This is a genomic window from Haloarcula montana (assembly GCF_035666295.1).
GTDB classification, from domain to species: Archaea; Halobacteriota; Halobacteria; order Halobacteriales; family Haloarculaceae; genus Haloarcula; species Haloarcula montana.
This window is the reverse complement of record NZ_CP142027.1, coordinates 1,515,357-1,539,309: the sequence shown is the minus strand read 5'-3', so window position 1 is coordinate 1,539,309 and position 23,953 is coordinate 1,515,357. Positions and strand designations below refer to the sequence as shown.

The window sequence follows — 23,953 nt, the reverse complement described above, 5'->3', positions numbered from 1 at the left end:
CGGCCGGTCCGTCCTCGCGTTCACTTTCACCGTGGTACCTGAACCCTTAACCGCTATCGGGGACTATTCCGGCCAAATGGCGACCGCCGAAAGCGGGGAGTACCTCGACCGGCCGCTGGTGACCCAGGGGTTCCTGGAGAACCGTCGGTACCAGGTCGAACTGGCCGAGACCGCCGGCTCGAACCACACGCTCGTCTGTCTCCCGACCGGCCTCGGGAAGACGACCGTCTCGCTGCTCGTCACGGCCCAGCGACTCCACAGCGTCGGCGGGACCTCGCTGATGCTGGCGCCGACGAAACCGCTCGTCCAGCAACACGCCGAGTTCTACCGCGAGGCGCTGACCGTCCCCGACGACGAGATCGTCGTCTTCACCGGCGAGGTCAGACCCGACGACCGGGCCGCCCTCTGGGAGAACGCCCGCGTCGTCATCGCGACGCCACAGGTCGTCGAGAACGATCTGGTCGGCAACCGGATCTCGCTTGCCGACGTGACCCACTGTACCTTCGACGAGTGCCACCGCGCCACCGGCAACTACGCCTACAACTACATCGCCGAGCGCTACCACGCCGACGCGACCGACCCGCTGGTGACCGGGATGTCGGCCTCGCCGGGCGACGACGAGGAGGCGATCCTCGAAGTGTGTGAGAACCTCGGGCTCTCGGAGGTCGCGGTGATGACCGAGGACGACGCCGACGTCGCCGACTACACCCACGACACCAGCGTCGAGTGGAAACGGATCGAACTCCCCGAGGTGGTCGTCGAGATCCGCGACGCGATCAACGAGGTCGTCGCCGACCGGCTCGAACAACTGAAGGAACTGGGCGTGACCAACAAGTCCTCGCCGGACCTCTCCGAGCGGGAGATCCAGGGGATGCAAGCCGAGCTACGGCAGTTGATGGACAACGACCAGAGCGAGGGCTACCAGGGGATGAGCCTGCTCGCCGAGATCCGGAAGCTCCGGACCGCAGTCACCTACATCGAGACCCAGAGCGTCGAGTCCCTGCGGCGGTACTTCGAGCGGTTGAAAGAGGCCGCCCGTTCCTCGGGCGCGTCGAAGGCCGACCAGCGACTCGTCAGCGAGCCAAAGATCCGCGAGGCGATCCGGAAGGCCCGGGAGTACGACGACCTCCATCCGAAGTTCCGCCGGACCCGGATGTTGCTCGCCGAAACGTTGGGCATCGAGAACGGCGAGCGGGTCATCGTCTTCACCGAGTCCCGGGACACCGCCGAGACGCTCGTGGACTTCCTCTCGAACCACTTCGAGACCGAGAAGTTCGTCGGCCAGAGCGACACCGACGGCAGCGAGGGAATGACACAGACCCAGCAACAGGAAACGCTAGACCGCTTCCGGGCCGGCGAGTTCGAGGTACTCGTCTCGACCTCCGTCGCCGAGGAGGGGCTAGATGTCCCCGAGGTCGATCTGGTGTTGTTCTACGAACCTGTCCCGACGGCGATCCGAGCCATCCAGCGGAAGGGTCGGACGGGCCGGCAGGCCGAGGGCCGCGTGGTCGTCTTGCTGGCCGAGGACACCCGCGACGAGGCCTACTTCTGGAAGGCCCGCAACGATCAGAAACGGATGCAACAGGAGCTACAGGACCTCAAGAGCGTCGCCGGCGACCTCGAAGCCGAACTCGACCAGACCGGGCTGGACGACTACGAGGATGCCGACGGTTCCGGGTCAGCCGGCAGTGACGGCGACGGTTCGGGTGGAGACGGGGACGGTGAGTCGAGTGGAAACGGCGGGCAGTCGGTCGCCTCCGAATCGGACGCTCCAACCGAAACGGAGGGCAACGGCCAGGCGGGTCTGGACGCGTTCGCCGGCGAGGCGACGCCGGAAGGTGGATACGACGGGGACGATGATGCTGGAGCCGACGACGGCACGGTCGCGACGGCCGACGGCGACGAGGAGACCGTCGAGATCGTGGCCGATCAGCGGGAACTGGACGCGACGATCGCCAGGGACCTCTCGACCCGCGAGGGGATCGAGACCCGCCTGGAGACGCTCGCCGTCGGCGACTACGTCCTCTCGGACCGGGTGGTCGTCGAACGCAAGACCGTCTCGGACTTCCTCGATACGCTGACCGGCGGCGACCGCTCGATGTTCGAGCAGGTCGGCGACGCTACGCGCCACTACGCCCGTCCCGTCGTCGTCATCGAGGGTGGGGACCTCTACGGCGCCCGGAACGTCCACCGGAAGGCGATCCAGGGGGCGCTCTCGTCGTTGTCGGTCGATTTCGGTGCCAGCGTCCTCCAGACCGCCGACGAGGACGAGACTGCGGACCTCTTAGAGACCATCGCACAGCGCGAACAGGAAGAGGCCGACCGCGAGGTCAGCGTCCACGGCGAGAAACAGTCCCGGACGCTGCCCGAACAACAGGAGTACGTCGTCGCCGCGATCGGCGAGGTCGGTCCGGTCACCGCTCGGTCGCTGCTCGAACACTTCGGGAGCGTCGAATCCGTCCTGACTGCCGACGAGGAGGAGCTACAGGCGGTCGACGGAGTCGGCTCGGTGACCGCAGAACGGATCAGAGAGGTCGTCGGCGGCGACTACCACGACGGGTAGGCCGGGGACGACCGCCCACGGAGCGCCGTCCGGTTGCTCCGAGGGGGTACCACTCATACCAGCCCGGATACATATCCATCGATGCCGGTACGCGACAGTCGTATCGGGCTGTTCGGGCACGATTCGCTCCGACAAAAACGTTCATATCAGAGGGAGATATAGAACCGCTGGGGGGAAGAGAGCGACGTGAAACAATCACAGTCTGAGACGAGATACTTCGAGTTCGAGCTACACAACATCGGTGCCGGCAGCGAGACACTCGCGTCCGAGGACCTGGCAACCGATCACGACTACGTGCTCGCGGTGCTGTTGCGGAACCACTACTGTCCGTTGTGCCGGGAACTCGTCCGGAACCTGGCAGACCGCTACGACGAGTTCGCGACCCGCAGTGTCGCCGTCGTCCCGGTGTTACCGGACATCAGGGAGCGGGCGCTGTTGTGGCACCGGCGCTACGACCTTCCGTTCCCGATGCTTGCCGACCCGGAAACGAACATCGTCGGCGACGACGACGCGCCCGACGAGTTCGACACGTTCGCCCCGTTCCAGCGGACGATCCCACGGCTCCCAGGGGTCGCACTGTTCGAGTGTGAGGGGGAGCAACTCCGGATCGTCTCGCGCCACGGCGGGCCGAACCCACAGGACATCCCGACCATCGACGACCTCATACAGCGGGTCGACCGCCACCGCGACGGCGAGGCCCCCGACCGGCCCGGACAGATCACCTCCGACGGCGGGCTCGTGAACCTCAACTACTGACGATCCGATTTGTCGGTATCGCGGTCGGTGGGTCGACAGGCTATCGCGATTCTCAGAAGTCCATCGCGTCCAGCGCCGCCCCCGCTTCACGGGCCGCCTGGAGGTGTTCTCGTGCGTCCCGTGGGTCCTGGCTGTCGGCAGCGCGTTGTGCGAACTGCCGGGCCGTCTGTGCGAGCAGGCGCTTTGCCTCCGTCAGATCGGTCGCGGCTTCCTCGGGAAGCTCCGCAGTTCGAGTTGAAACAGAGGGGGTCGGATCACTGGGATCGTTCCCGCCAGCCGGTGTGGATCGAGACGCCGCAATCTGGGTATCAGCTGTCGGTTGGCGGTTCGACACAGCCTCTGTTTCGGATGGAGCGGCGTCGGCGTTCAGGCGGGTATCGCCGTCCGTGCTCCCGGCCACGCCTCCCGCTCCGGAGGCATCCGGAGTCTGCTCGCCTGCAGTCCCCGCGGCGTCCGCCGACGGTTCGGGTTCGTCCTCCTGGTCGCCGAACTGGACACGAGCCTCCTCGCTCGGGTCCGCGACCTCGATGTGGTCGCCGTCAGCCGTGTCGCCGTCTTCGTCCTGTTCGTTCTCCCCACGTGTGATCGGTTTCTGACAGGTCGGGCAGAACTCCTGGCCGTCGTATCGGAAGACGGGATCACCACACGTACTACAGTGGGCGTTCGTCATCGTCGCCCCCTTCAGCAGTAGCTCGCTCATCTGTTCGGTCGCCTCGCGCTCGGCCTCCTCTTTCTCGAACTTCTCCCGGAGTTTCTCGCGTTCGGCTTCCTTATCGAAGTCACTCATACCCGATACAACGCCATCGCGCTGAAAACCCTTTACGGGTCCGAGTGCCCCTCCCGATACAGGGGTTTCGACACGTTTAACGTCGGCGCGGGAGGCGTTTCGGATGGTATGACAAAGGTAAGCGTAGTCGGCGCGGCCGGAACGGTCGGCGCCGCGGCAGGGTACAACATCGCACTCCGAGACATCGCCGACGAGGTCGTCCTCGTCGACATTCCCGACAAGGAAGAAGATACGATCGGGCAGGCGGCCGACACCAACCACGGCATCGCCTACGACTCGAACACGACGGTCCGGCAGGGCGGCTACGAGGCCACCGCCGGCTCGGACGTCGTCGTCATCACGGCCGGTATCCCCCGCCAGCCCGGCCAGACTCGAATCGACCTCGCCGGCGACAACGCGCCGATCATGGAGGACATCCAGTCCTCGCTGGACGAGCACAACGACGACTACGTCTCGCTGACGACCTCCAACCCCGTGGACCTGCTGAACCGCCACCTCTACGAGGCCGGCGACCGCGCTCGCGAGCAGGTCATCGGCTTCGGCGGCCGCCTGGACTCGGCGCGGTTCCGGTACGTCCTCTCCGAGGAGTTCGACGCCCCGACCCAGAACGTCGAGGCGACGATCCTGGGCGAACACGGCGACACACAGGTCCCCGTCTTCTCGAAGGTTCGCGTCGACGGCACCGACCCCGAGTTCGACGCCGACGAGCGCGAACGTATTCTGGGTGACCTCCAGGAGTCCGCGATGGACGTCATCGAGCGCAAGGGCGCGACCGAGTGGGGGCCTGCCCGCGGCGTCGCCCACATGGTCGAAGCGATCGTCCGTGACACCGGCGAAGTGCTGCCGGCGTCGGTCAAGCTAGAAGGCGAGTTCGGCCACGAAGACACCGCCTTCGGCGTGCCGGTCCGTCTCGGGAGCAACGGCGTCGAGGAGATCGTCGAGTGGGACCTCGACGACTACGAGGAGGAGCTGATGGCGGAGGCCGCCGACAAGCTCTCCGAGCAGTACGACGAGATCGCGTAACGCCCGTACGGTTTTTTCGACCCGCCCGCGCCGATGTGTAATCGATCGAGGCTCAGGTTCGGTCCTCGTCGAGTCGGCCGAGTTCCGGGTCCTCGTCGAGTCGGCCGAGTTCCGGGTCCTCGGACTCGGCGTACTCGACCTCGGTCCCCAGGAGGGCCGCCCATTCCTCCAGATGTGAGTCGGTCGGTGAGTGGTCGTTCGAGGACATGGGAGAACACTCTCGTGGCGATAATATAATGTTTTTCCCGGATAAACCCGGAGAATAGCGGGTTTCCACGCGGTCTAGCTACGTCAGTCCCGGATCGTTTCGGGGACCTGGATCGAGTACCGGCCGTCCTCTTCGAGTGCGACAATGTACTCCTCGCGGTCGTACAGCTCCATCAGGTTCAGTTCGTACTGGCCCGGTTCCAGAACCTTGATCGACTCGAACTGTTCGTTGAGTTCCTCCCGGAGCTCCGAGAGGTCCGGCCGCTCGTCCGGGTCGTCGCTCCCGTCGGCAGAATCAGTCGGTGTCTCCGGGGACTGCGCTTCGACGGCCGGCTCGTCCGGTGGTTCGGCCGGCGGATCGTCCGGGAGTTCGTCCGGCCCGACCACGTCGCCGCGTGCGCTCGCCTGCGCGGCGTCCTCGGTTGCGGGTGCCGACGCCTCCGCCTCTGGTTCCGGGTCTACCCCGTCGCTTCCACTGGAACCAGTGGTGTCGACGCCGGCGTCGTGGGTGTCACCCTGCCCGCTGCCGACGAAATCACGAACTGTCGCCGCCGTCTTCCCGACGGTGCGGGCGACGGTGTTGTCCGATCCGGGAGCTTCCGGCGGTTCGGGTGGCTCCGTGTCCGTCTCGGGTGGCGTCGAGGAGTCGACGCCGTCGGGTCTGAACTGGAACTTGTTGCCGCCACAGTCCGGACACCCCGAGAGCATCTCCTTGGAGCCGTCCTCGAACGCGCGGCCACAGTTCGTACACTGGTGAGGCATTATTTCCGGGAGACGAGTGCGCTGATGAGGTTTTCGTCCTTGTGGAGCGTCTCGATCTGGTTGGCCGGGCCGATGACCGTGAGTTTCTGTGTCGATTCGTTCCCCATGAGCCGATCGAGCAGGCCCGTATTGGCCGCCTCGGACTTCGGGTAGGTCTCGATCTCGATGCCGTTGAACTCGTCGGGGCTGATCTCGGTCATGGTGACCTCGATGAGGCGTGACTCCTCGTCGGGCGAGAGGCCCTCTTCGAGGATGACGATGTTCCCCTCTCGGACGCCGTCGAGTACCGTCCGGATCTTCTCCATCGTCGTGAGCCCCTCCATTCGCTCCCCGCTGACGAGGTCGATCTGCACGCCGTCGTCCGGGTCTTTTATTTCAGGCATGGTATCACGAGAAGTATTCCGCGATCTTGTCGTACACTTCGTCCATATTGTCGCCTTCCAACGCCGAAAGCGGGATCGTCTCGTGTTGGGGGTAGGCGTTGCGGATCCGCTGAACCGACGAATCCTCCAGGTCGATCTTGTTCGCGAGGATCAGCACCGGGAGGTCCTGGCTCTCGATGATACCGATAAGCATCGTGTTGACCTGCGTGAACGGATCTGTCGCCGAGTCGAGCACGTAGATCACGCCGTCGACGTCTTCCCTGAGCCAGTGCATCGCCTCGGCGACGCCCTCCGTAGCCTCTCTGGACCGGCGGACGGCGTCGTCTTTCTCCATGTCGTGTTCGAGAAACTCCGTGTAATCGACTTTCGTCGTCACGCCGGGCGTGTCGACGATGTCGATAGTGACGGTCTTGCCGTCGCGCTCGATTTCGATGTCCTCCTTGCGGCGAGCCCGTCGTGTCTCGTGTGGGACGTGGCTCTCCGGCCCGACGGCGTCGCCGGTCCAGTCCCGAGCGATCCGGTTCGCGAGTGTCGTCTTCCCGGCGTTTGGCGGCCCGTAGATACCGATCCGCTTCGGGTCCTCCTCCGAGAACAGAGTCGATGCTGCCCGTGAGATGCTGTCTTTGAGGTTTGTTAGCAGTCCCATCCTATCCTCCCGCCGCCCGGACGTGCCGGTATGGCGGCTTCTGGCTGTAGAAGACAGTGGAATTTACTTAAGCCTACGTCAGACAAACATAACTATTCGGATAGGTTTGGGAAGGTGTCTCATTCCTCTGTGGATCGTCTCCGGACCAGAAGCGATCGTTCGAAGCCCCCCACCCCTTCGTTTCGAGTGGAACAGCAACACCCCGTGGGATGGGTGCCGGTGAAAACAGGGTTGGAGGGGAAAGAGAGGGGAGTGTGAGTGACCGCGCGCTAGGAGGGAAGCTAAGTATATCTAGCTTAGACCGGCTGAAACACTAGTACAGTACAGGGACGGTCTAGAAAAATATCTTTTCTTTCTAGTGCGGCTTTGGTTTAGACGTATAGTATATAAATCCTTCCTAGTCTAGACGCGTAACCGCTGGCCCCCTCCCCCCATCCCCCGGTCAGTTTCGCCGTTCCACTCGAAACGAAGGGGTGGGGGGGTTGGGGTCGTCGGCTAGTCCCCTCCTCTGATCTGACCCATCGATCACGGAATACGGCGGTTTCAGGCCCGCCGATCGCCGGTCTCCGGAATAGTCGCCAAAATCGTCGGCTTCCCCACTCCTACCCCACTCACCGCAGACCCACCCTTGTTTCCCGTCCACTCGGTAGATACACCCACCCGAACCGTGCCATCGACCGAAATATTTAATATCCAATCACGCACCACTTCATCTGGTTCAACTGGACGCACCCGAGAGCGTGGAAAACCGGCAAAAATGGCTTACCAAGGGCTCTGCTGCCCGTTTGCTGGGTGCGGACAACGCTTTCCACCCGAAACGGGGGGGTTCACCGACCACAATGACCGACCCAATCGATCGATCGACTGGAGACCAGGACTCGTCGTCGGAGGCAGACAGCGCCCGGTCTGGCGGTTCCGACCAACACGAGGACACCGACGCTGATACGGAGACGCCCCCGACGAGCCCCCCTGATCTCGACGATGTTGTCTTGGACAATCTCGATACCGGGTCCGACGGCTCCGACGAGGCCTCCCGTGGACTGTTCGACGATCTCCTGGAGGGTGAACCGATATTCGAGAACAAGGAGGTCCTTCGCCCCTCCTACACCCCCCACAAGCTTCCCCATCGGGAAGAGCAGATCAACAACATGGCGACGATCCTGGTCACGGCACTCCGCGGGGATACGCCGTCGAACATCCTCATCTACGGGAAGACCGGGACGGGAAAGACTGCCAGCGCGAAGTTCGTCAGCGAGGAACTGGAGACGACCTCCCAGAAGTACGAGGTCCCCTGTGAGGTCGAGTACATCAATTGTGAGGTGACTGACACGCAGTACCGGGTACTGGCTCAGTTAGCCAACAAGTTCATCGACAAGAACACCGAGGTGATCGACGACCGGGTCGCGGAACTCGATGACCTGCGCTCGCGTGCCCGCGAAGACGAAGCGGCACTCGACGGGACGGAGTTCACCGGTGTCGAGGGGATCGACGAGCGGATCGAGTCCTTAGAGGAAGACAAAGCGGGATTCGAGGAGGTACCTATGACCGGGTGGCCGACCGACCGCGTCTACAGTTCGTTTTTCGACGCCGTGGACTACCACGAACGCGTCGTAGTCATCATGCTCGACGAGATCGACAAGCTCGTCGAGAAATCGGGCGACGACACGCTGTACAATCTCTCGCGGATGAACTCCGAACTGGAGAACTCCCGGGTGTCGATCATGGGGATCTCGAACGACCTGAAGTTCACCGACTTCCTCGACCCCCGTGTCAAGTCCAGCCTCGGCGAGGAGGAGATCGTCTTCCCCCCCTACGACGCGAACCAGCTTCGGGACATCCTCCAGGCCCGGTCCGACGTCGCGTTCAAAGGCGACGCGCTCTCGGACGACGTCATCCCGCTGTGTGCGGCCTTCGCCGCTCAGGAGCACGGCGACGCCCGGCGTGCGCTGGATCTCCTGCGGACCGCCGGTGAACTCGCCGAACGTGGCCAGACCGACCAGGTCGAGGAGGCTCACGTCCGCCAGGCCCAGGAGAAGATCGAACTCGATCGGGTCGTCGAGGTCGTCCGGACGCTGCCGACCCAGTCGAAGATCGTCCTCTTCGCGATCATCCTCCTGGAGAAAAACGGCGTCCACAGCATCAACACCGGCGAGGTGTTCAACATCTACAAGAACCTCTGTGAGGAGATCGACGCCGACGTGTTGACACAGCGGCGGGTCACCGACCTCATCTCCGAACTGGACATGCTCGGGATCGTCAACGCGGTCGTCGTCTCGAAGGGGCGGTACGGACGGACCAAGGAGATATCGGTGTCGGTTCCGACTGAGGAGACAGAAGCCGTGTTGCTGTCGGACTCGCGGCTGGGTGATATCGAAGACGTCCAGCCGTTCGTCCAGGCCAGGTTCGACAACTGAGCGCTACGTCAGCGCGACGGTTCTACCGGCTTGGTTCCACCGGAGACGGATCTCCCCTAACAGAGGGATACGTATCTCGGCGGTGCCGACGACCCACTCGGGGCGAACGACGCCGCTGATCCCGCTGGCCTGATCGTAGGCACCGTTCGTCCGTTCGTTGTCGCCTTTCGTGATGAAGCCGGCGTGGGGAGCAGGGCAGTTCCGGAGTTCCCGGCAGTTGTCCGCGGTTCCGACGGCGTCCTCGTCGGCACGGTCGTACCAGTTCTCGTCGGCCTCGACCCACAACTGTGCGCGGTGGATCACCGGCGTCCGGCGTTCGTTGCCGTTGGGCTCGTAGACGATGACATCGCCGCTTCCGGAAAAGCGGGTGTAGCGGTCGGCCTGCTGGGCGGTGACGACGCCGTTTGTCGCCTGTTCGCCGGCGAACCGCTGTTCGGACATCACGAACACCATATCGCTCTGTTGGATGTTCGGGTCCATGCTGGAGGATTCGACGGCGACCAGCGGGGGCCAGACGCCACTGATCGCGAACAACAGCGCACCGACGAGCAGGACGCTGCCCACGCTACTGAGGATATCCAGGACGTAGGCGATCCGTTCGGGGTCGTCGGTGTCTGCCGACACGGGGTGGCTGTCGGTGCCGTCCATCGAGTTGCGGCTTTACACAGACGGGCTATCAACTTTCCGCTGTGCGGTTTCCGCTCTGGGTGACCCGAGGATCACTCGTCCGCGTTCGACCTGAGACTCACCCAGCCGAGTTTCGGGACCCGCCTTTCAGCGGTGCCGATGACCCACTCGGGACGGACCGGTTCGCTGATCGCACGCTGTCCCAGTTGATCGTAGCCGCCGTTGTAGTCCCCTTTCGTGATGAAGCCGGCGTGGGGAGCAGGACAGTACCGGAGGTCCGCACAGCTGTCGGCAGCCCCGAGATCGTCTTCGTCGGCGCGGTCGTACCAGTTCTCGCCGGCGTCGACCCACAGCATCGCCCGATGGATGACGGGGGTTCGGCGCTCGTTGCCGTTTGGCTCGTAGACGATGACGTCACCGCCGCGCCCGAAGCGGTCGTATCCGGTGTTGGCTCCCGTCGCCGCCGTAACGACGCCGTGGCTCGCGTTTTCGGCGGGGAACCGATCCTCCGCCATGACGAACACCATGTCCCCGGTCTCGATGTTGGGTTCCATGCTGGGGCTCTCGATGGCGACCAGCGGCGGCCAGAGCCCACTGACCGCAAACAGGAAGAGTCCGACCATAGCGACGGCAGTGACGCTACTGAGGATGTCACGCAGGTAGCGCCGGGATCGTGAGCCGGCAGGGGCGGCGGTCCCGTCGTCAGCTCCCATTCGTGGGGTGTTCTCGGTACCGAGCGATCAATACTGTGTCGGGTCCGGCAGCCTTTTGCTCTCGGACACGGAGTGTCGACCGTGCCTCTGGAGACGCCGGCACGTATCGTCAGCGAACTCGCCAGCCGCGGCTACAACGCTGAACGCGAAGCGATCACCCGAATCGCCGACACGGCCGACCCACAGGCGACCCTCGATCGCGCACTGGAAACGATGCCATCGGACGCGTTGAAACTCACTGCTGACCACGTCGACCAGGTCCGAACCGACGAACAGCCCGTCGATAGCCGGGGGAGCCCGGGACCGGCTGGTGGCGCTGTCGGCGACCCCTCCGTTTCGACTGGAAACGAGCGGTCGAAACCGACTGACGCGGGGGCGCAGTCTCCACCTGAAACAAGGGGGTCTCGCGACGTCGATCCCACGCTCCGTGCGATCGAGGTCGCCAACGACATGACCGGCCACTCGACGGGGACCGGGGAGTACCAGGACTTCGTGAAGGTGTTCCGGGACCGCTACGAGAAACTCTCGGCGCATCTCCGTGGCCGAGTCAACCACCGCCCGACCGACGCTATCGAGCGAATGGGCGGGGGAAGCGAAGCTGCACTCGTCGGCATGGTCTCGGACATCCGGACGACCGCGAGCGGCCACTGGCTCGTCGAACTGGAGGACACCAACGGGACCTTCCCCTGTCTGGTGATGAAAGACCGACCGATCGCCGATCTGGTCCAGCAACTCCTCTTCGACGAGGTCGTCGCCGTCGAGGGGACTCTGGCCGACGACGGTGGGATCCTCTTCGTCGACTCGCTGCACTTCCCGGACATCCCACGGACACATAGCCCGTCGACGGCCGACCGGCACGTCCAGGCGGCGCTGATCTCGGACGTCCACGTCGGGAGCCAGGAGTTCATGGCCGACGCCTGGCACCGCTTTACCGACTGGCTCCACACCCCCGAGGCCGAACACGTCGAGTACCTACTGATCGCCGGCGACATGGTCGAGGGGGTCGGTGTCTACCCAGAGCAGGACGAGGAACTGGATATCGTCGACGTCTACGAGCAGTACGAGCGGTTCTCGGAGTACCTCAAGGAGGTGCCGGGCGACATGGAGATCCGGATGATCCCGGGCAACCACGACGCGGTTCGGTTGGCCGAACCACAGCCGGGCTTCGACGAGGAACTCCGGGAGATCATGACCGCCCACGACGCCCAGGTCCACTCGAACCCGGCGCTGGTGACGGTGGAGGGCGTCACCATCCTGATGTACCACGGCGTCTCGCTGGACGAGGTCATCGCCGAACTCCCCGACGAGGAAGCCAGTTACGACGAGCCACACAAGGCGATGTACCAGCTCCTGAAGAAACGTCATGTCGCCCCCCAGTACGGCGGCCACACCCGTCTGGCACCGGAAGACCGGGACTATCTGGTTATGGAGGAGGTTCCCGACGTGTTCCACACCGGCCACGTCCACAAGCTGGGCTGGGGGAAGTACCACAACGTCCTGGCGTTGAACTCCGGGTGTTGGCAGGCCCAGACCGATTTCCAGAAGTCCGTCAACATCGACCCCGACGCCGGTTTCGCGCCGATTCTGGATCTGGATACGCTGGAGATGACCGTCCGGAAGTTCGCGTGATCGACCGCCTGGGGGAAACGTTGTTACTGTCCGGACCTACAGTGATCTATGGGCCGGGACATCCGTCTGCTCTTGGTCGACGACGACGCCGAGTTCCGCCACGCGGCGACCGAGTCCTTAGAATCCGCGAACGATCGGCTCCGCGTCGACACGGCGTCGAGCCCCGACGACGCGCGCTCCCGGCTTCGAGACGAAGCGTACGACTGTGTCGTCTCCGGGCACGCCGCTCCCGGGACCGACGGGCTCGCCTTCCTCGAGGACCTCCGGGAACGAGACCCCGACCTGCCGTTCGTCCTGCTCGTCGACAGAGACGATGAATCGCTCCGGGAAGAGGCGGTCTCGGCGGGGGTCACCGACTACTACCGGAGAGACCACGTGCGGTCGACGTGGGGACTGTTGGCCGACCGGATCGACGACGCGGTGACGGCCCGCGAGGCGACCACGGCGGTCTCCCAGCAGCGACACCGCCTCGAACAGATCCTCAAGACCGTCCCCAGCTGCGTCGTCCAGCTCGATTCGGATGGCCGGTTCGTCTTCGCGAACCAGCGAGCAGAACAGGTGCTGGGCCTCGAACGCGAGGCGGTGACCGACCGGACGTACAACGACCCGGAGTGGCGGATCCGCGACCTCGAGGGAGACGAGATCCCCGACGAGAAGCTCCCGTTCCGACGGGTCGTCGACACCGGGGAACCGATCTTCGACTTCGTCCACAAGATCCAGTGGCCCGAGGGAGACGAACGGGTCCTGTCGGTCAGCGGCGCGCCGCTGTTCGACGGGGAGTCGGTCGACAGCGTCGTGTTCTCGCTCACCGACATCACCGACCGCCGCTACCGGGAGGACCGTCTGATACGGCTACACGAGGCCTCCCGAGACCTCTACGACGCCGACACGACCGAGGAAATCGCCGATATCACCAGCCAGGCGGCCGCGGAGATACTCGATTTCGAACTCAACGGCGTCCACCTCTACGACGAGGAGGCCGGCGGCCTCGCGCCCGTCGCGGTCTCGGAACGGACCGAGCAGGTCGCGGACTCGCTCGTGACCTTCGACCAGGGCATCGCCTGGGAGGTCTACGAGAGCGGGACGGTCCGTAGCTACGCGGACATCAGGGAGGCCCCGGAACTCTACGATCCCGAGACCGACATGCGAAGCGGGCTGTACTTCCCGCTTGGCCGGCACGGAGTCCTCCTGGCGAACTCGAAGCAGCCCGACGACTTCGGGGAGACGGACCTCTGGCTGGGCCGGTTGCTCGCGGCCAACGCGACGACCGCGTTCGACCGGATCGAGCGGGAGTCGCTCCTGCGGTCCCGGACCAACGCGCTCGCGGCACAGAACCGGCGACTCGACGAGTTCGCGAGCGTCGTCGCCCACGACCTCCGGAGCCCGCTGCATAAGGCCGACAGCCTGCTGGAACTGTGGCGACAGACCGGCGACGAGAGCCACGTCGACGAGGCCTCGGACACACTTTCGAAGATGGAGACGCTCATCGACGATCTGCTCTCGTTCGCCCGGCAGGACACGACCGAACGGAAGACCGAGCCCGTGTCGGTACGCGAGGCCGCCGAACGGACCTGGAAGACCCTCTCGGCGGACGCCGCGGCCCTCTCGATCGACGGTGACAGGCAGATCGTCGCCGCCCCCTCGCGGCTGAACCGGATCCTCGCGAACCTGTTCGACAACAGCGTCCGACACGGCGGCGAGGGGGTCACGATCACCGTCGGGTTCCTCGAGGATGGCTTCTACGTCGCCGACGACGGCCCTGGCATCCCACCAGACGAGCGGACGGCGGTCTTCGAGACTGGCTACTCGTCGACCGACGACGGGACCGGATTCGGACTGGCGATCGTCCGTCGCGCGGTCGACGCACACGACTGGGAGGTCACGATCACCGAGAGCGACGCCGGCGGCTCGCGGTTCGAGATCACCGGCGTCGAGTCCGGGGAGTGACCGGGTCGGCGGTCCCACGCCGGAACCGGCGTTCCGACGGCGAACGGGTTCGGTCAACCCCGGAATATTCGCCGCTACCTCGGAGCAGTGGCTGGGGTAACCGGAGGAATCGGGGTTTAAGACGACTCCACGTGAGTATCCGGCCGTATGAGCGACGACGAGACCGAGCGCGGATTCGAGACCGACGCGTTACACGTCGGCCAGGAGGAACCGGACGCCGAGACCCGATCCCGGGCACCGCCGCTGTATCAGACCACGTCGTACGTCTTCGAGGACGCCGAAGACGCGGCACAGCAGTTCGCTCTGGAGAAGCCCGGCCACATCTACTCCCGGCTGATGAACCCCACCGTCGGGATGCTTCAGGAACGACTCGCGAAACTCGAAGGGGGCGTCGGTGCCGTCGCGACGGCTTCCGGGATGGCGTCGTTGAACCTCGCGACCTTCCTGCTGGCCGACGTCGGCGACAACGTGGTCACCGCCTCCTCGCTGTACGGCGGGACCTACACCTACTACACCCATACGGCGCCGCGCAACGGCGTCGAGACCCGGTTCGTCGACACGCTCGATTACGACGCCTACGCCGAGGCAATCGACGAGGATACCGCCTACGTCCACTGTGAGACGATCGGTAACCCGGCGCTGGTTACGCCGGACTTCGAGCGCCTGGCCGAGATCGCCCACGACCACGGTGTCCCTTTCTTCGTCGACAACACGTTCGCGACGCCGTACCTCTGTAACCCGCTCGACCACGGCGCGGACCTGGTCTGGAACTCGACGACGAAGTGGATTCACGGCCACGGGACGACCGTCGGCGGGGTCCTGGTCGACGGCGGATCGTTCCCCTGGGACGAACACGCCGAGAAGTTCCCCGAGGTCGCCGGCGACAACCCCGCCTACCACGGGGTGAACTTCCGGGAGCGCTTCGGCGAGGCCGCGTTCACCTACGCCGCCATCGCCCGCGGCCTGCGTGACCTGGGTTGCCAGCAGTCCCCCTTCGACGCCTGGCAGACGATGCAGGGCTTAGAGACGCTGCCGGCACGGATGGATCGGCACTGCGAGAACGCGATGGCGGTCGCGGAGTTCCTCGACGACCACCCCGAGGTCTCCTGGGTCACCTACCCCGGGCTCGAGGACCACGAGACCCACGACCTCGCGTCGAAGTATCTCGACGGCGGCTACGGCGGCATGATCACGTTCGGGCTCGACGCCGGCTACGAGGCCGCCCGGACGACCGTCGAGTCCACCGAGATCGCCAGCCTGCTGGCCAACGTCGGCGACGCGAAGACGCTGATCATCCACCCGGCGTCGACGACCCACCAGCAACTCACCGACGAGGAGAAGGCCGCCGCCGGCGTCACCGACGACATGGTCCGACTCTCCGTCGGGACCGAATCGGTCGCGGACATCAAAGGGGATCTCGATCAGGCAATCGGGCAGGCGACCCGCTGAGCTACAGGGTCCCGGAGCGACACTAGCGGGACCAGCACCGCCACCGACAGCGGTCGGTCGCGCCCGATCGTCCTGACCCGCTGGCTGGAGCCCCGGCCGGGGCAACGCGACGCCGACGAAAGCACGCCACCACCAGTACGAACGACAGGATCGTTGTCACACATTCGGTTCACATCTACTTACGACTATGTCCACTATTGTGGACTACCTCTGCCCGTATAATGTCCTAGAACGAAAATATCTGTATAAGACGAAGAAATATGTGGGATACGGTCTAAGATGGGAACGTCAGCTGGCAGCGGCCAGCCAGCGACGGAGTCAGCCATGTCCATCATCCAGCGCCTCACGAACACCGTCCGCAGCAAGAGTCAAAGTCACGTCTGCCGGTTCTGTCGCCTGTCGTTCGAGAAACAGCGAACGAACTGCCCGGCCTGTGGCTGTAACACGATCGAGCCCGACCGGTGAGTCCGATCGAGTTACAGGATTCCCTCGGCTTCCAGTAGCTCCTGGAGCTGTGCCATCGTCGAGACGACCTCGTCACACGCCGGTTCGACGGCCGGCTTCGGCTCGAAGCCGATCGCGAGACCCGCCACTTCCAGCATCGGCAGGTCGTTGGCACCGTCGCCGACCGCGACGGTCGCCGAGCGGTCCTCGCCCAGGATCGCCGTCGCGACTTCCATGGCGTCGTCTTTCGTCCCCTCGATGAGCGGCCCCTCGACCGCGCCGGTGAGTTTCCCGTCGGCGACGGGCAGGCGGTTGGCGACGATGGCGTCGACCTCGACGCCCTCCCGGTCCAGGGCTGCCTGGACGCCGCGCTCGAAGCCGCCAGTGAGGATGACCACGTGGACGCCGGCCGCTCGCAGCGCTGCGATGACGTCGGCCGCGCCGGGACGGAGTTCGACCTGGTCGAACGCCGCTTGGGCCTGTTCGTCGGGTAGATCCTCCAGCAACGCACACCGCTGGCGGAGGCTCTCCGCGTACTCGATCTCGTCGTTCATCGCCCGCTCGGTGATCGCTTCCATATCGGCGGCGGTGCCGTTCTGGTTGCCCAGTAGGACCGTCATCTCGGAGTCCGAGAGCGTCCCGTCGAAGTCGAACGCGACTAACATTACCCGCCCGTTTCGGGTGCAGGGTTTCAAACTACCCGGTTTCCGCTCGGGCTCACCGGCTGTTTGGGACCGGCCTTTTCCGCCTCCCGTTCCTCCCGTCGCCTATGAAGCACGCCTCCGCGGACGAGATCGAACCGCAGTCGATGGGTGCCGATATCGACCGACGAGCGCTCGCCGAACCGCTGGGCGCGACGGATGTCGCGATCAACCGTTACGTCCTCGATCCGGGCGAGGCCTTCTCGGGTGGACTCCACGCACACCTCGATCAGGAGGAACTGTTCTACGTCATCGAGGGGACGGCCACCTTCGAGTACCGAACGGACCCCGCCGGCGAGAGCGAGACGGTCACCGTCGGTCCGGACGAAGCGGTTCGGTTCGCGCCCGGCGACTACCAGCAGGGGCGCAACGAGAGCGACAAGCAGGTCGTCGCGCTGGCGCTCGGCGCACCCAAAGCGACCACCGAGGGTCGCGTCGCACAGCCCTGTCCCGACTGTGACAGCGACGTCCTCGCGCTCGAACCGGCCGAGGAAGGACTCTTGCTGGTCTGTCCGGACTGCGGGACCGAACTGGAACCCGATCTCTAACGGCGTCCGGCCACCTCTGTGTCGAAGCGGTCGAGGAACCGCTCGACGAAGGCCCGACGGTCCTCGGCGAGTTCCCGGCCGGCGTCGGTGTACATCCGCCCGGGCAGGTCCAGAATCTTCGTGTGGATATGGTTGTACTGACTCTGCCCAGCGGCCGTCGGATCGTCCGCCGGCGGCGTCGACGGGTCGTGGATCGGCTCACCCAGTTCGCCGCCGTAGGTGAAACACCGAGCGATCCCGACCGCGCCGAGGGCGTCCAGGTTGTCGGCGTCACAGAGGATCTGGGCCTCGCGGCTCGCCGGCTCGGTATCGTTGGCGTAGCGGTGTGCCCGGATGGCCTGGGTCACGGTCTCGATCCGTCCGTCGGCGATCCCGTGCTCGGCCAGCACCCGCTCGGCCTCCCGAGCACCCCACGTCGCGTGATCGTCGATCTCGCCGGCGTCCTCCCTCGCACGACCGATATCGTGGAACCACACCGCGAGTTCGACCGTCCGCTCGTCGGCGGCGTCCTCGGCGGTCAGACGCTCGGCCAGCGCCTCGACACGCTGGACGTGGTGCCAGTCGTGGGCGGGGTTCATCGAGTCCGCGAAGTACGACCGCGCGACTGTACGGAGGGAGTCGTCTGGCATTGTCCGTCTCTCGGACCGGCGCAGCAAAGACGTGCCGAAACGACCGCTCGACCCCGTACTCAGGGCTTGGGTGGTGGCCCGTCGTAGGCGTCTCTGTCCTGATAGAAGTTCAGCATCGCGAACTTCAGTTTCTCGGGGTCGATGTCGACCATCTCCCGGCGCTCCTCCGGGGGGAACGTGCCCCGGACGGCGTAGTCGTGCATCTCCATCTCTGCGGCCTCGGTGTAGCGCTTATCCAGGAGGATACGCGCCCCGAAGTCCTCGGGCGAGCGGACGACCCGGCCCAGGGCCTGTCGGGTCTTCCGGACGGTCGGAATCTCGACGGCGTACCGCCAGCCCGCCTCGTCAGCCGAGGGGGTGTCGTCCTCGCTGTCGGCGAAGGCGGTTCCGTAGGCGTCCTGGACGGCCTCCATCCGGTCGTCGAGGTGGGGATAGGGGACGCCGACGACGACGACGGTCCGGGCGTCGTCGCCGTCGTAGCTGACTCCCTCGCCGAGGGTCCCCCACAGCGAGGTAAAGAGGACGCCGTCGTCGCCGTCGACGAACGCCTCCCGGAGGTCACGGGCCTGTGTACCGGGTTCGTCCAGATAGCGGGTCCCACTGACGGCGACCATCTCGTAGTAGCGCCGCGCCTCGCTGTAGGACGGACAGAACACGAGCGTGTTGCCCGGCGTGAACCGGATCACGTCTTCGAGTGTTCGGGCGACCGTCTGCTGTGTCTGTGGGTCGTCGCGCTCGCTGGCAAACAGTGCCGGTCCGTCGACGGCGTAGGTTCGCCGGCGCTCCTCGGGGAACTGCGCGCCGTAGGCCATCGTCACCGGGTCGTCCAGGCCGACGACGTCCTCGGTCACGTCGAAGGGGCGTAACGTGGCGCTCATCAGCACCGACGCGTGCAGTTCCGCGAACAGTTCCCGGGTCACCTCCTCCGGGATACAGGTGTACAGTTCCGCCCGTCCGTACACTTCGTCAGTGCTCTCGTCCCGGCGGACGCTGACGACGGGGTACTGGCCGGCCTCGTCGCTCTCGGAGAGCCACGCGTCGAGGAAGGCCGCCGTCTGGAGGGTCTGACACTCCTTGCGGGTGTCGAGTTTCCCCTCTTTGAACTCCTCCTCGTAGCGGGCATCCAGGTCCCGGCCCAGTTCTGTCGCCGCCGTCAGTTCTTCGTGGAAGCCGGGGCCGGTGTACCCCTGGAGGAAGGCCAGCGTCAGGTCGTCACGTTTCTCGTCGTTTGCGACGGTGATGTCCTCCCAGTGGTCGTCGACCCGTTCGCGCTCACCGAAAGCGAAGGAGTCCTCGTAGGTCTCGACCAGCGCGTCCCGGAACGCCGCCAGGACGTTCTCGGCCGCGCCGGCCCGGTCGTCGTCGACCCCGTCGAGTTCGTCGATGGCCTGGTCGAGGGTGTTCTCGGTCAGCGTCCGGCGGGCGTGGTCGCGAGCGGCCGACTCGACGTTGTGGGCCTCGTCGAAGACGGCGATGATGTCCTCCGGATCGCGGCCGAGCCAGCGGAAGAACTGCTCGCGGATCGTCGGGTCCAGCAGGTGGTGGTAGTTACACACCACGAGGTCGACGCCGTCCATCCCCTCTTTCAGCAGTTCGTAGCCACACATCCCCCGCTCGTGGGCGTACTCGTAGACGTCGTCTGGTGTGCGCACGTCGTCGTAGAGCCAGGCGTAGAACGCCTCCGTGTCGACCGTGAGGTTCCGGTAGTAGTGGTCACACGTCGACCGCTCGGACTCCAGTTCCGCCAGGTCGTCCTGGAGCTGTCGGAGCTCGTCGACGACGGCGTCACGGGCCTCCATCGCCTCGCTGCTGCCCTCCTGGCCGGCCTCCAGCAGTTCGCTCTCGCGCTGTTCGAGGTCGGCGATGTCCTGTTCGGTCTCGACCAGGTCGCGGGTCGTGTCCCGCAGGGCCTGACACTCCTCGTAGTCGACGTCGATGTGACACATCGACCCCTTCCCGCGGAAGACAACCGCGCGCAGGTCCTCCTGGTCGGTGATCGCCCGGGCGTCGGCCACGAACTGGCGCATCTGCTGGTGGACGTTCGTCGTGATGACGACGGTCTTGTTGGTCTCTCTGGCGTGTTCCAGCGCCGGGACCAGCGAGGCCAACGTCTTCCCGGTCCCGCAGGCCCCCTCGAAGAGGACGTCCTGCCCGTCTTCTAAGGCCTCGGAGATGGTGGCCATCGCCTCCCGCTGGTGGTCGTAGGGCTCCTCGTAGGGGAAAAACCGGAGGTAGCCGTCGTCGGTCGTCGCCACGCTCGGTGATTGGCCGCTCTCGGGCAAAAGGGTTCGCCCCGGCAGCTACTTCCGCTGTGCTTCCGTCGCTCGTGGTATGTGGCGGCCCCTCGCAGTAGTCTGTCTCCTCCTGCTGTCGGGCTGTTCGGGGTTCCTCGCGACCGACGGTGGTGGCTCGGACCGGGTCGTGACCCCCGCCCCTGTCCCGGAGACATCCACAGCCCAACCGGTCGCGATGCCACGATCGAACGGCTCGATCGACCTCCGACGTGTACTCGCTCGCCACCACACCGCGCTGGAGGGCCGGAGTTTCCACCGCCAGGTGGTCCGTGAGGGGCCACAGAACACCAGGGATATCTGGGTCGACCGTGATACCGATGTCGTCCGGGTTCGGCGAACATTCGGGCCAGTAGCCGACGACGCCGTCGTCGCCAACGGGACGGTATATCGAACCGCTTCCGACGATCCGGACCGCGATTACGTCACGAGGCCCAGCGACGGCTCGGTCCCCTATGTCAGCACGCTCTCCGGTGTCACACTGCTTCGGGCGTTTCTGACCGATTACGAGTACGAACTAGCCGGGACCGTCACCCGGAACGGCCGATCGCTCGCGGTGCTGTCGACCGACGACACGGATGTCCCGATCACCGCCGGCGACCCGGACCAGACGGTTGCGGTCCGCTCGCGGGTGTACGTCGACAGGGCCGGGATCGTCAGATACGTCGAACACTACGAGCGGGACTCCGACGGAACGAACTTGACGGTTCGGATGCGTGTCACGACCGGAACCGACCGGATCGTCGTTCCCTGGTGGCTCGACGACGTCGATCTCTACGAGGGGTGATCGTCCGTCTCGGGCTCGATGTACACCTTCCGGACGCTCTCGTTTGCCTCCGACAGTTTCCGCTCGATCTCGGTGATCGCCCGGTCCATCTCGTCGGTGTCGAGGTCGGGACCGAAGGCCACGTCGGCCGACACCAGCAACCGGCCCGGCCCGAAGTAGACTGTCCGGAAGTCGATGATGTCGGCTACGTCGTCGTTTGCCCGGATGATGTCTTCCAGTTTCCGCTCTTCGTCCCTGGGGAGACTCTCGCCCAACAGGAGCCGTTTGTTCTCCCAGGCCAGCGCCAGGGCAAAGCCCATCAGCATGATCCCGATGAACACCGCCGAGAGTTGATCGAAGATCTCGCTGCCCGTCTGTTGGGTGAGAAAGAGCCCAACGAGTGCGATGACGATGCCGGCCAGCGCGATGGTGTCCTCGGTCAGTGCCGTCAGCGTCGTCACGTCGCTGGTCTTGCGGAACGCTTCCTTGTAGCCGCTCCAGTCGTTCGCCTCGATCTGGCGTTGCATCTCCGCACGGGCCTTCCACAGCGCCCACGTCTCGAAGGCGAACGCGGCCAGCAAGACGGTGTAGTTGACCCACAGTGGATCGAGCCACGCCGGCGGCGTGTACTGGATGAACAGGAAGTCGACGCTGCCCTGGGCGGCCTCGGAACCGTGGCCGCCGGCCGTGATCTCGCTGTACCCGTGTTTCAGGCTCTCCCAGCCCGCGATCCCGAAGAGGAACACCGAGACGAGGAAGCTGTAGAAGAACTGTGCTTTGCCGTAGCCGAAGGGATGTCTCTGGTCGCGTTCGCGCCCGCTGTAACGGAGCCCGATGAGCAGGAACACCTGGTTCCCCGTGTCGGAGATGCTGTGGTACGTCTCCGACAGCATCGCGGCGCTCCCGGTCAGGAGGAACCCGAAGAACTTCAGGATCGCGATGGCGCCGTTGGCGACGAGGGCGGCGAGGACGACTGATCTGCTTCCGGCCATTGGGTGTCTTCTCCGCCCCCATACCCAAAGTGGTTCTGGATTTATAGCTGGCGCCCGTCGTCCCGGTATGCTCACCGTCATCTCCGATACGCACGGGACCGACGACCACCGCCTCGAAGGCGCGACTCTCCGGGCTGTCAACTCTGCCGACCACGTCGTCCACGCGGGCGATTTCACGACCGAGCGGGTTCTCGACGCCGTCGAGCGTGTGGTTCCCTCGCTCACGGCGGTCGTCGGGAACAACGACGGGGTCCCGATCAGGAAGCGTCTCCCGTCGGTCGCCACCTGTGAATGGGCGGGCCTGACAGTGCTGGTCGTTCACGGACACGAACACACGGAGACGGGGCTGACGATGCTCGCGCGACAGGAGGGAGCCGACGTGGTGGTGGTCGGTCACTCACATCGGCCGGAGTTGCGGGCACGTGACGAACAGTTGCTCGTCAATCCCGGGAGTTACGCCGACCCGCGGCGGTACCGGGCAGCCCACGCCGAACTCGACGTGACTGCCGATGGCGTCCGAGCCCGTCTGTGCTCGCCCGACGGGGAGACGCTCGAATCGGTTCAGTGGGAGCAGTGACGACACGGGATCGTGCCGGTGGAATACCAGTGGTGGAGTGTTGGACTGGATTCCACGGGCCGGCGCACGTGGGTGTATGACACACACGCTAAAGGAGCTACTGGAGAGTCAAAGACCCGTTTTACACACGTCGCTGGGAGTACCACAGGACCGTCATCGCGGCGAGAACAACCGCGCCGCCGGCGAAGAAGGCGATTCCCGGCGGGACCGCCGTCGCCGCCTCGGCGCCACCCTGTGTCGCCCCGTCGATAGCGCCGACCGCAGTGTCGGTGAACCCGCCGTCGGCGACGGTCCCGTTCTCGGCGTAGAGACTCGGCTGTGGGTCGACTGTATCTGCGCTCCCGCTGCGGACGGTCGGCCCGAACAGCGCCGAGAGTCCGCCCCCGAACACCTCCTGGACGAACGCGCTGGCGAGCCCGACGACGGCGAGTCCACCCAGCAAGTTCGAGAGCATCGAGCGCAGCCCGGAGGTCTCCTGCTCGTCGCCGGCACAGATGACGAGCGGCTGGTTCGCGGGCGCGAACACGTCCATCTCGCGGCCCTTCTGTGAGTACGCGGTGTCGACCACTTCGACGGCACCGGCGTTTTCGAGTTTGTCGAGGTGGTACTGCGCGTTCTGGAGGGACGTATCGACACGGTCCGCGAGCTCGCCCGGCGGGGCCGGCTCGCGGTTGAGCTCCGCGAGTAAGTTCCGGGCGGTCTCTGCCGAGAGTGCGGACAACACGTCGTCCGCGTCCTCGCTGTCCACGCCGATGACCCGGGGTTCGGCGTCGGGGGTTGCCGGGTCCCGAGAGGGAAGCAGCGACATGTGATTACATATGTTCTATCGGGTTATGAGTCTTTGCCAAGGTCAGACAGTCGTTGCACATATCGCTCAAATACGGATTTCACTCTCGAAAATCGACCGTCTCGGGCCGTCTGCCGGCTGGTGGCGAAACATCTTTGATGACGCGCTGACAACTGCGGATATGGTCGACGTCATCACGCTGGGAATCCTGGCTGCCGTACTGCTGTTTTTCTTCTTCATGTATCTCATGCTCCGGCGGACCTTCCTCGGGTTCAAAGAGGGGTTCCAACAGAGCAAGGAGAAGTAGTGGCG

24 protein-coding genes are annotated in these 23,953 nt (G+C 65.1%); 12 read left to right on the top strand and 12 right to left on the bottom strand.

Features of this window, described 5'->3' with window-relative positions; genetic code table 11:
• Positions 1 to 76: 76 nt before the first annotated feature.
• Both VJ109_RS07985 and VJ109_RS07980 read left to right on the top strand, forming a co-directional pair.
• A complete protein-coding gene (locus tag VJ109_RS07985) occupies positions 77 to 2,563 on the top strand; it encodes a DEAD/DEAH box helicase (RefSeq protein WP_324755843.1) in 2,487 nt (828 codons plus the stop codon).
• A 186-nt stretch (positions 2,564 to 2,749) separates the two neighbouring features.
• Entirely contained in the window at positions 2,750 to 3,319 is a 570-nt protein-coding gene (locus VJ109_RS07980; RefSeq protein ID WP_324755841.1) for a redoxin domain-containing protein, read from the top strand.
• 52 nt (positions 3,320 to 3,371) lie between these two features.
• Here the strand turns inward: VJ109_RS07980 and VJ109_RS07975 are convergent, their stop codons facing one another.
• Entirely contained in the window at positions 3,372 to 4,106 is a 735-nt protein-coding gene (locus VJ109_RS07975; protein ID WP_324755840.1) for an Sjogren's syndrome/scleroderma autoantigen 1 family protein, read from the bottom strand.
• A 108-nt stretch (positions 4,107 to 4,214) separates the two neighbouring features.
• Here VJ109_RS07975 and mdh point away from each other — a divergent pair, with 108 nt between their 5' ends.
• Entirely contained in the window at positions 4,215 to 5,129 is a 915-nt protein-coding gene (gene mdh / locus VJ109_RS07970) for a malate dehydrogenase (RefSeq protein WP_324755838.1), read from the top strand.
• 52 nt (positions 5,130 to 5,181) lie between these two features.
• On the opposite strand, the gene VJ109_RS07965 is transcribed toward mdh, so the two are convergent.
• The 4 genes from VJ109_RS07965 to VJ109_RS07950 form a co-directional block, all read right to left on the bottom strand.
• Positions 5,182 to 5,337 (bottom strand): hypothetical protein, encoded by a 156-nt coding sequence (locus VJ109_RS07965; protein WP_324755836.1) that lies wholly within the window; start codon positions 5,335 to 5,337, stop codon positions 5,182 to 5,184.
• An 83-nt stretch (positions 5,338 to 5,420) separates the two neighbouring features.
• Positions 5,421 to 6,098: an OapC/ArvC family zinc-ribbon domain-containing protein gene (locus VJ109_RS07960; protein WP_324755834.1), complete on the bottom strand. Its 678-nt coding sequence runs from the start codon at positions 6,096 to 6,098 to the stop codon at positions 5,421 to 5,423.
• Entirely contained in the window at positions 6,098 to 6,481 is a 384-nt protein-coding gene (locus VJ109_RS07955) for a DUF2073 domain-containing protein (protein ID WP_276178680.1), read from the bottom strand. Before VJ109_RS07955 ends, VJ109_RS07960 begins: the two co-directional genes overlap by 1 nt.
• Positions 6,482 to 6,485: 4 nt before the next feature.
• On the bottom strand, positions 6,486 to 7,127 hold the full coding sequence (locus tag VJ109_RS07950; RefSeq protein ID WP_276178682.1) for an Era-like GTP-binding protein: 642 nt from the start codon (positions 7,125 to 7,127) through the stop codon (positions 6,486 to 6,488).
• Between the two features lie 839 nt (positions 7,128 to 7,966).
• Here VJ109_RS07950 and VJ109_RS07945 point away from each other — a divergent pair.
• Positions 7,967 to 9,541: a Cdc6/Cdc18 family protein gene (locus VJ109_RS07945; RefSeq protein ID WP_324755832.1), complete on the top strand. Its 1,575-nt coding sequence runs from the start codon at positions 7,967 to 7,969 to the stop codon at positions 9,539 to 9,541.
• 3 nt (positions 9,542 to 9,544) lie between these two features.
• Here VJ109_RS07945 and VJ109_RS07940 read toward each other — a convergent pair whose 3' ends face one another.
• Entirely contained in the window at positions 9,545 to 10,189 is a 645-nt protein-coding gene (locus VJ109_RS07940; protein ID WP_324755830.1) for a S26 family signal peptidase, read from the bottom strand.
• A 71-nt stretch (positions 10,190 to 10,260) separates the two neighbouring features.
• Positions 10,261 to 10,881, bottom strand: a complete 621-nt coding sequence (locus VJ109_RS07935; protein WP_324755829.1) for a S26 family signal peptidase — start codon at positions 10,879 to 10,881, stop codon at positions 10,261 to 10,263.
• A gap of 81 nt (positions 10,882 to 10,962) precedes the next feature.
• On the opposite strand from VJ109_RS07935, the gene VJ109_RS07930 reads away from it, so the two are divergent.
• The 4 genes from VJ109_RS07930 (at position 10,963) to VJ109_RS07915 (ending at position 16,371) form a co-directional block, all read left to right on the top strand.
• On the top strand, positions 10,963 to 12,510 hold the full coding sequence (locus tag VJ109_RS07930; RefSeq protein WP_324755827.1) for a DNA-directed DNA polymerase II small subunit: 1,548 nt from the start codon (positions 10,963 to 10,965) through the stop codon (positions 12,508 to 12,510).
• Positions 12,511 to 12,558: 48 nt separating this feature from the next.
• Entirely contained in the window at positions 12,559 to 14,457 is a 1,899-nt protein-coding gene (locus tag VJ109_RS07925; protein WP_324755825.1) for a hybrid sensor histidine kinase/response regulator, read from the top strand.
• 147 nt (positions 14,458 to 14,604) lie between these two features.
• Positions 14,605 to 15,906, top strand: a complete 1,302-nt coding sequence (locus VJ109_RS07920) for an O-acetylhomoserine aminocarboxypropyltransferase/cysteine synthase family protein (protein WP_324755823.1) — start codon at positions 14,605 to 14,607, stop codon at positions 15,904 to 15,906.
• 279 nt (positions 15,907 to 16,185) lie between these two features.
• Positions 16,186 to 16,371 (top strand): hypothetical protein, encoded by a 186-nt coding sequence (locus VJ109_RS07915; RefSeq protein ID WP_324755821.1) that lies wholly within the window; start codon positions 16,186 to 16,188, stop codon positions 16,369 to 16,371.
• Positions 16,372 to 16,382: 11 nt separating this feature from the next.
• On the opposite strand, the gene serB is transcribed toward VJ109_RS07915, so the two are convergent.
• Entirely contained in the window at positions 16,383 to 17,015 is a 633-nt protein-coding gene (gene serB, locus VJ109_RS07910) for a phosphoserine phosphatase SerB (RefSeq protein ID WP_324755819.1), read from the bottom strand.
• Between the two features lie 104 nt (positions 17,016 to 17,119).
• On the opposite strand from serB, the gene VJ109_RS07905 reads away from it, so the two are divergent.
• Complete coding sequence (locus VJ109_RS07905; protein ID WP_324755817.1) at positions 17,120 to 17,599, top strand: cupin domain-containing protein; 480 nt, start codon at positions 17,120 to 17,122, stop codon at positions 17,597 to 17,599.
• Here the strand turns inward: VJ109_RS07905 and VJ109_RS07900 are convergent.
• Together VJ109_RS07900 and VJ109_RS07895 are read right to left on the bottom strand one after the other, a co-directional pair.
• Positions 17,596 to 18,228, bottom strand: a complete 633-nt coding sequence (locus VJ109_RS07900) for an HD domain-containing protein (protein WP_324755816.1) — start codon at positions 18,226 to 18,228, stop codon at positions 17,596 to 17,598. The two genes, VJ109_RS07905 and VJ109_RS07900, sit on opposite strands and share 4 nt — an antisense overlap.
• A gap of 59 nt (positions 18,229 to 18,287) precedes the next feature.
• Positions 18,288 to 20,483 (bottom strand): ATP-dependent DNA helicase, encoded by a 2,196-nt coding sequence (locus VJ109_RS07895; protein WP_324755814.1) that lies wholly within the window; start codon positions 20,481 to 20,483, stop codon positions 18,288 to 18,290.
• A 76-nt stretch (positions 20,484 to 20,559) separates the two neighbouring features.
• On the opposite strand from VJ109_RS07895, the gene VJ109_RS07890 reads away from it, so the two are divergent.
• On the top strand, positions 20,560 to 21,306 hold the full coding sequence (locus VJ109_RS07890) for a hypothetical protein (RefSeq protein WP_324755813.1): 747 nt from the start codon (positions 20,560 to 20,562) through the stop codon (positions 21,304 to 21,306).
• On the opposite strand, the gene VJ109_RS07885 is transcribed toward VJ109_RS07890, so the two are convergent.
• On the bottom strand, positions 21,294 to 22,277 hold the full coding sequence (locus VJ109_RS07885; RefSeq protein ID WP_324755811.1) for a cation diffusion facilitator family transporter: 984 nt from the start codon (positions 22,275 to 22,277) through the stop codon (positions 21,294 to 21,296). The genes VJ109_RS07890 and VJ109_RS07885 overlap by 13 nt on opposite strands.
• A gap of 67 nt (positions 22,278 to 22,344) precedes the next feature.
• Here VJ109_RS07885 and VJ109_RS07880 point away from each other — a divergent pair, with 67 nt between their 5' ends.
• Complete coding sequence (locus VJ109_RS07880; RefSeq protein WP_324755810.1) at positions 22,345 to 22,854, top strand: metallophosphoesterase; 510 nt, start codon at positions 22,345 to 22,347, stop codon at positions 22,852 to 22,854.
• A gap of 121 nt (positions 22,855 to 22,975) precedes the next feature.
• On the opposite strand, the gene VJ109_RS07875 is transcribed toward VJ109_RS07880, so the two are convergent.
• The gene (locus VJ109_RS07875) at positions 22,976 to 23,662 is read right to left on the bottom strand and encodes an ArsR/SmtB family transcription factor (protein ID WP_324755808.1); all 687 of its coding nucleotides are present in this window, start codon (positions 23,660 to 23,662) and stop codon (positions 22,976 to 22,978) included.
• A gap of 160 nt (positions 23,663 to 23,822) precedes the next feature.
• Between VJ109_RS07875 and VJ109_RS07870 the strand changes: the two genes are divergently transcribed.
• Positions 23,823 to 23,948, top strand: a complete 126-nt coding sequence (locus VJ109_RS07870) for a DUF7859 family protein (RefSeq protein WP_276178717.1) — start codon at positions 23,823 to 23,825, stop codon at positions 23,946 to 23,948.
• Positions 23,949 to 23,953: the final 5 nt, after the last annotated feature.

Excerpts from the sequence above, each read along its gene's own strand:
- VJ109_RS07925 (WP_324755825.1), top strand. The coding sequence starts at position 12,559 with ATGGGCCGGGACATCCGTCTGCTCTTGGTCGACGACGACGCCGAGTTC.
- VJ109_RS07890 (WP_324755813.1), top strand. The coding sequence starts at position 20,560 with ATGTGGCGGCCCCTCGCAGTAGTCTGTCTCCTCCTGCTGTCGGGCTGT.
- VJ109_RS07985 (WP_324755843.1), top strand. The coding sequence starts at position 77 with ATGGCGACCGCCGAAAGCGGGGAGTACCTCGACCGGCCGCTGGTGACC.
- VJ109_RS07940 (WP_324755830.1), bottom strand. The coding sequence starts at position 10,189 with ATGGACGGCACCGACAGCCACCCCGTGTCGGCAGACACCGACGACCCC.
- VJ109_RS07915 (WP_324755821.1), top strand. The coding sequence starts at position 16,186 with ATGGGAACGTCAGCTGGCAGCGGCCAGCCAGCGACGGAGTCAGCCATG.
- VJ109_RS07950 (WP_276178682.1), bottom strand. The coding sequence starts at position 7,127 with ATGGGACTGCTAACAAACCTCAAAGACAGCATCTCACGGGCAGCATCG.
- VJ109_RS07955 (WP_276178680.1), bottom strand. The coding sequence starts at position 6,481 with ATGCCTGAAATAAAAGACCCGGACGACGGCGTGCAGATCGACCTCGTC.
- VJ109_RS07935 (WP_324755829.1), bottom strand. The coding sequence starts at position 10,881 with ATGGGAGCTGACGACGGGACCGCCGCCCCTGCCGGCTCACGATCCCGG.
- VJ109_RS07875 (WP_324755808.1), bottom strand. The coding sequence starts at position 23,662 with ATGTCGCTGCTTCCCTCTCGGGACCCGGCAACCCCCGACGCCGAACCC.
- serB (WP_324755819.1), bottom strand. The coding sequence starts at position 17,015 with ATGTTAGTCGCGTTCGACTTCGACGGGACGCTCTCGGACTCCGAGATG.
- VJ109_RS07975 (WP_324755840.1), bottom strand. The coding sequence starts at position 4,106 with ATGAGTGACTTCGATAAGGAAGCCGAACGCGAGAAACTCCGGGAGAAG.
- VJ109_RS07945 (WP_324755832.1), top strand. The coding sequence starts at position 7,967 with ATGACCGACCCAATCGATCGATCGACTGGAGACCAGGACTCGTCGTCG.
- VJ109_RS07870 (WP_276178717.1), top strand. The coding sequence starts at position 23,823 with ATGGTCGACGTCATCACGCTGGGAATCCTGGCTGCCGTACTGCTGTTT.
- VJ109_RS07885 (WP_324755811.1), bottom strand. The coding sequence starts at position 22,277 with ATGGCCGGAAGCAGATCAGTCGTCCTCGCCGCCCTCGTCGCCAACGGC.
- VJ109_RS07905 (WP_324755817.1), top strand. The coding sequence starts at position 17,120 with ATGAAGCACGCCTCCGCGGACGAGATCGAACCGCAGTCGATGGGTGCC.
- VJ109_RS07880 (WP_324755810.1), top strand. The coding sequence starts at position 22,345 with ATGCTCACCGTCATCTCCGATACGCACGGGACCGACGACCACCGCCTC.
- VJ109_RS07900 (WP_324755816.1), bottom strand. The coding sequence starts at position 18,228 with ATGCCAGACGACTCCCTCCGTACAGTCGCGCGGTCGTACTTCGCGGAC.
- VJ109_RS07960 (WP_324755834.1), bottom strand. The coding sequence starts at position 6,098 with ATGCCTCACCAGTGTACGAACTGTGGCCGCGCGTTCGAGGACGGCTCC.
- VJ109_RS07920 (WP_324755823.1), top strand. The coding sequence starts at position 14,605 with ATGAGCGACGACGAGACCGAGCGCGGATTCGAGACCGACGCGTTACAC.
- VJ109_RS07965 (WP_324755836.1), bottom strand. The coding sequence starts at position 5,337 with ATGTCCTCGAACGACCACTCACCGACCGACTCACATCTGGAGGAATGG.
- mdh (WP_324755838.1), top strand. The coding sequence starts at position 4,215 with ATGACAAAGGTAAGCGTAGTCGGCGCGGCCGGAACGGTCGGCGCCGCG.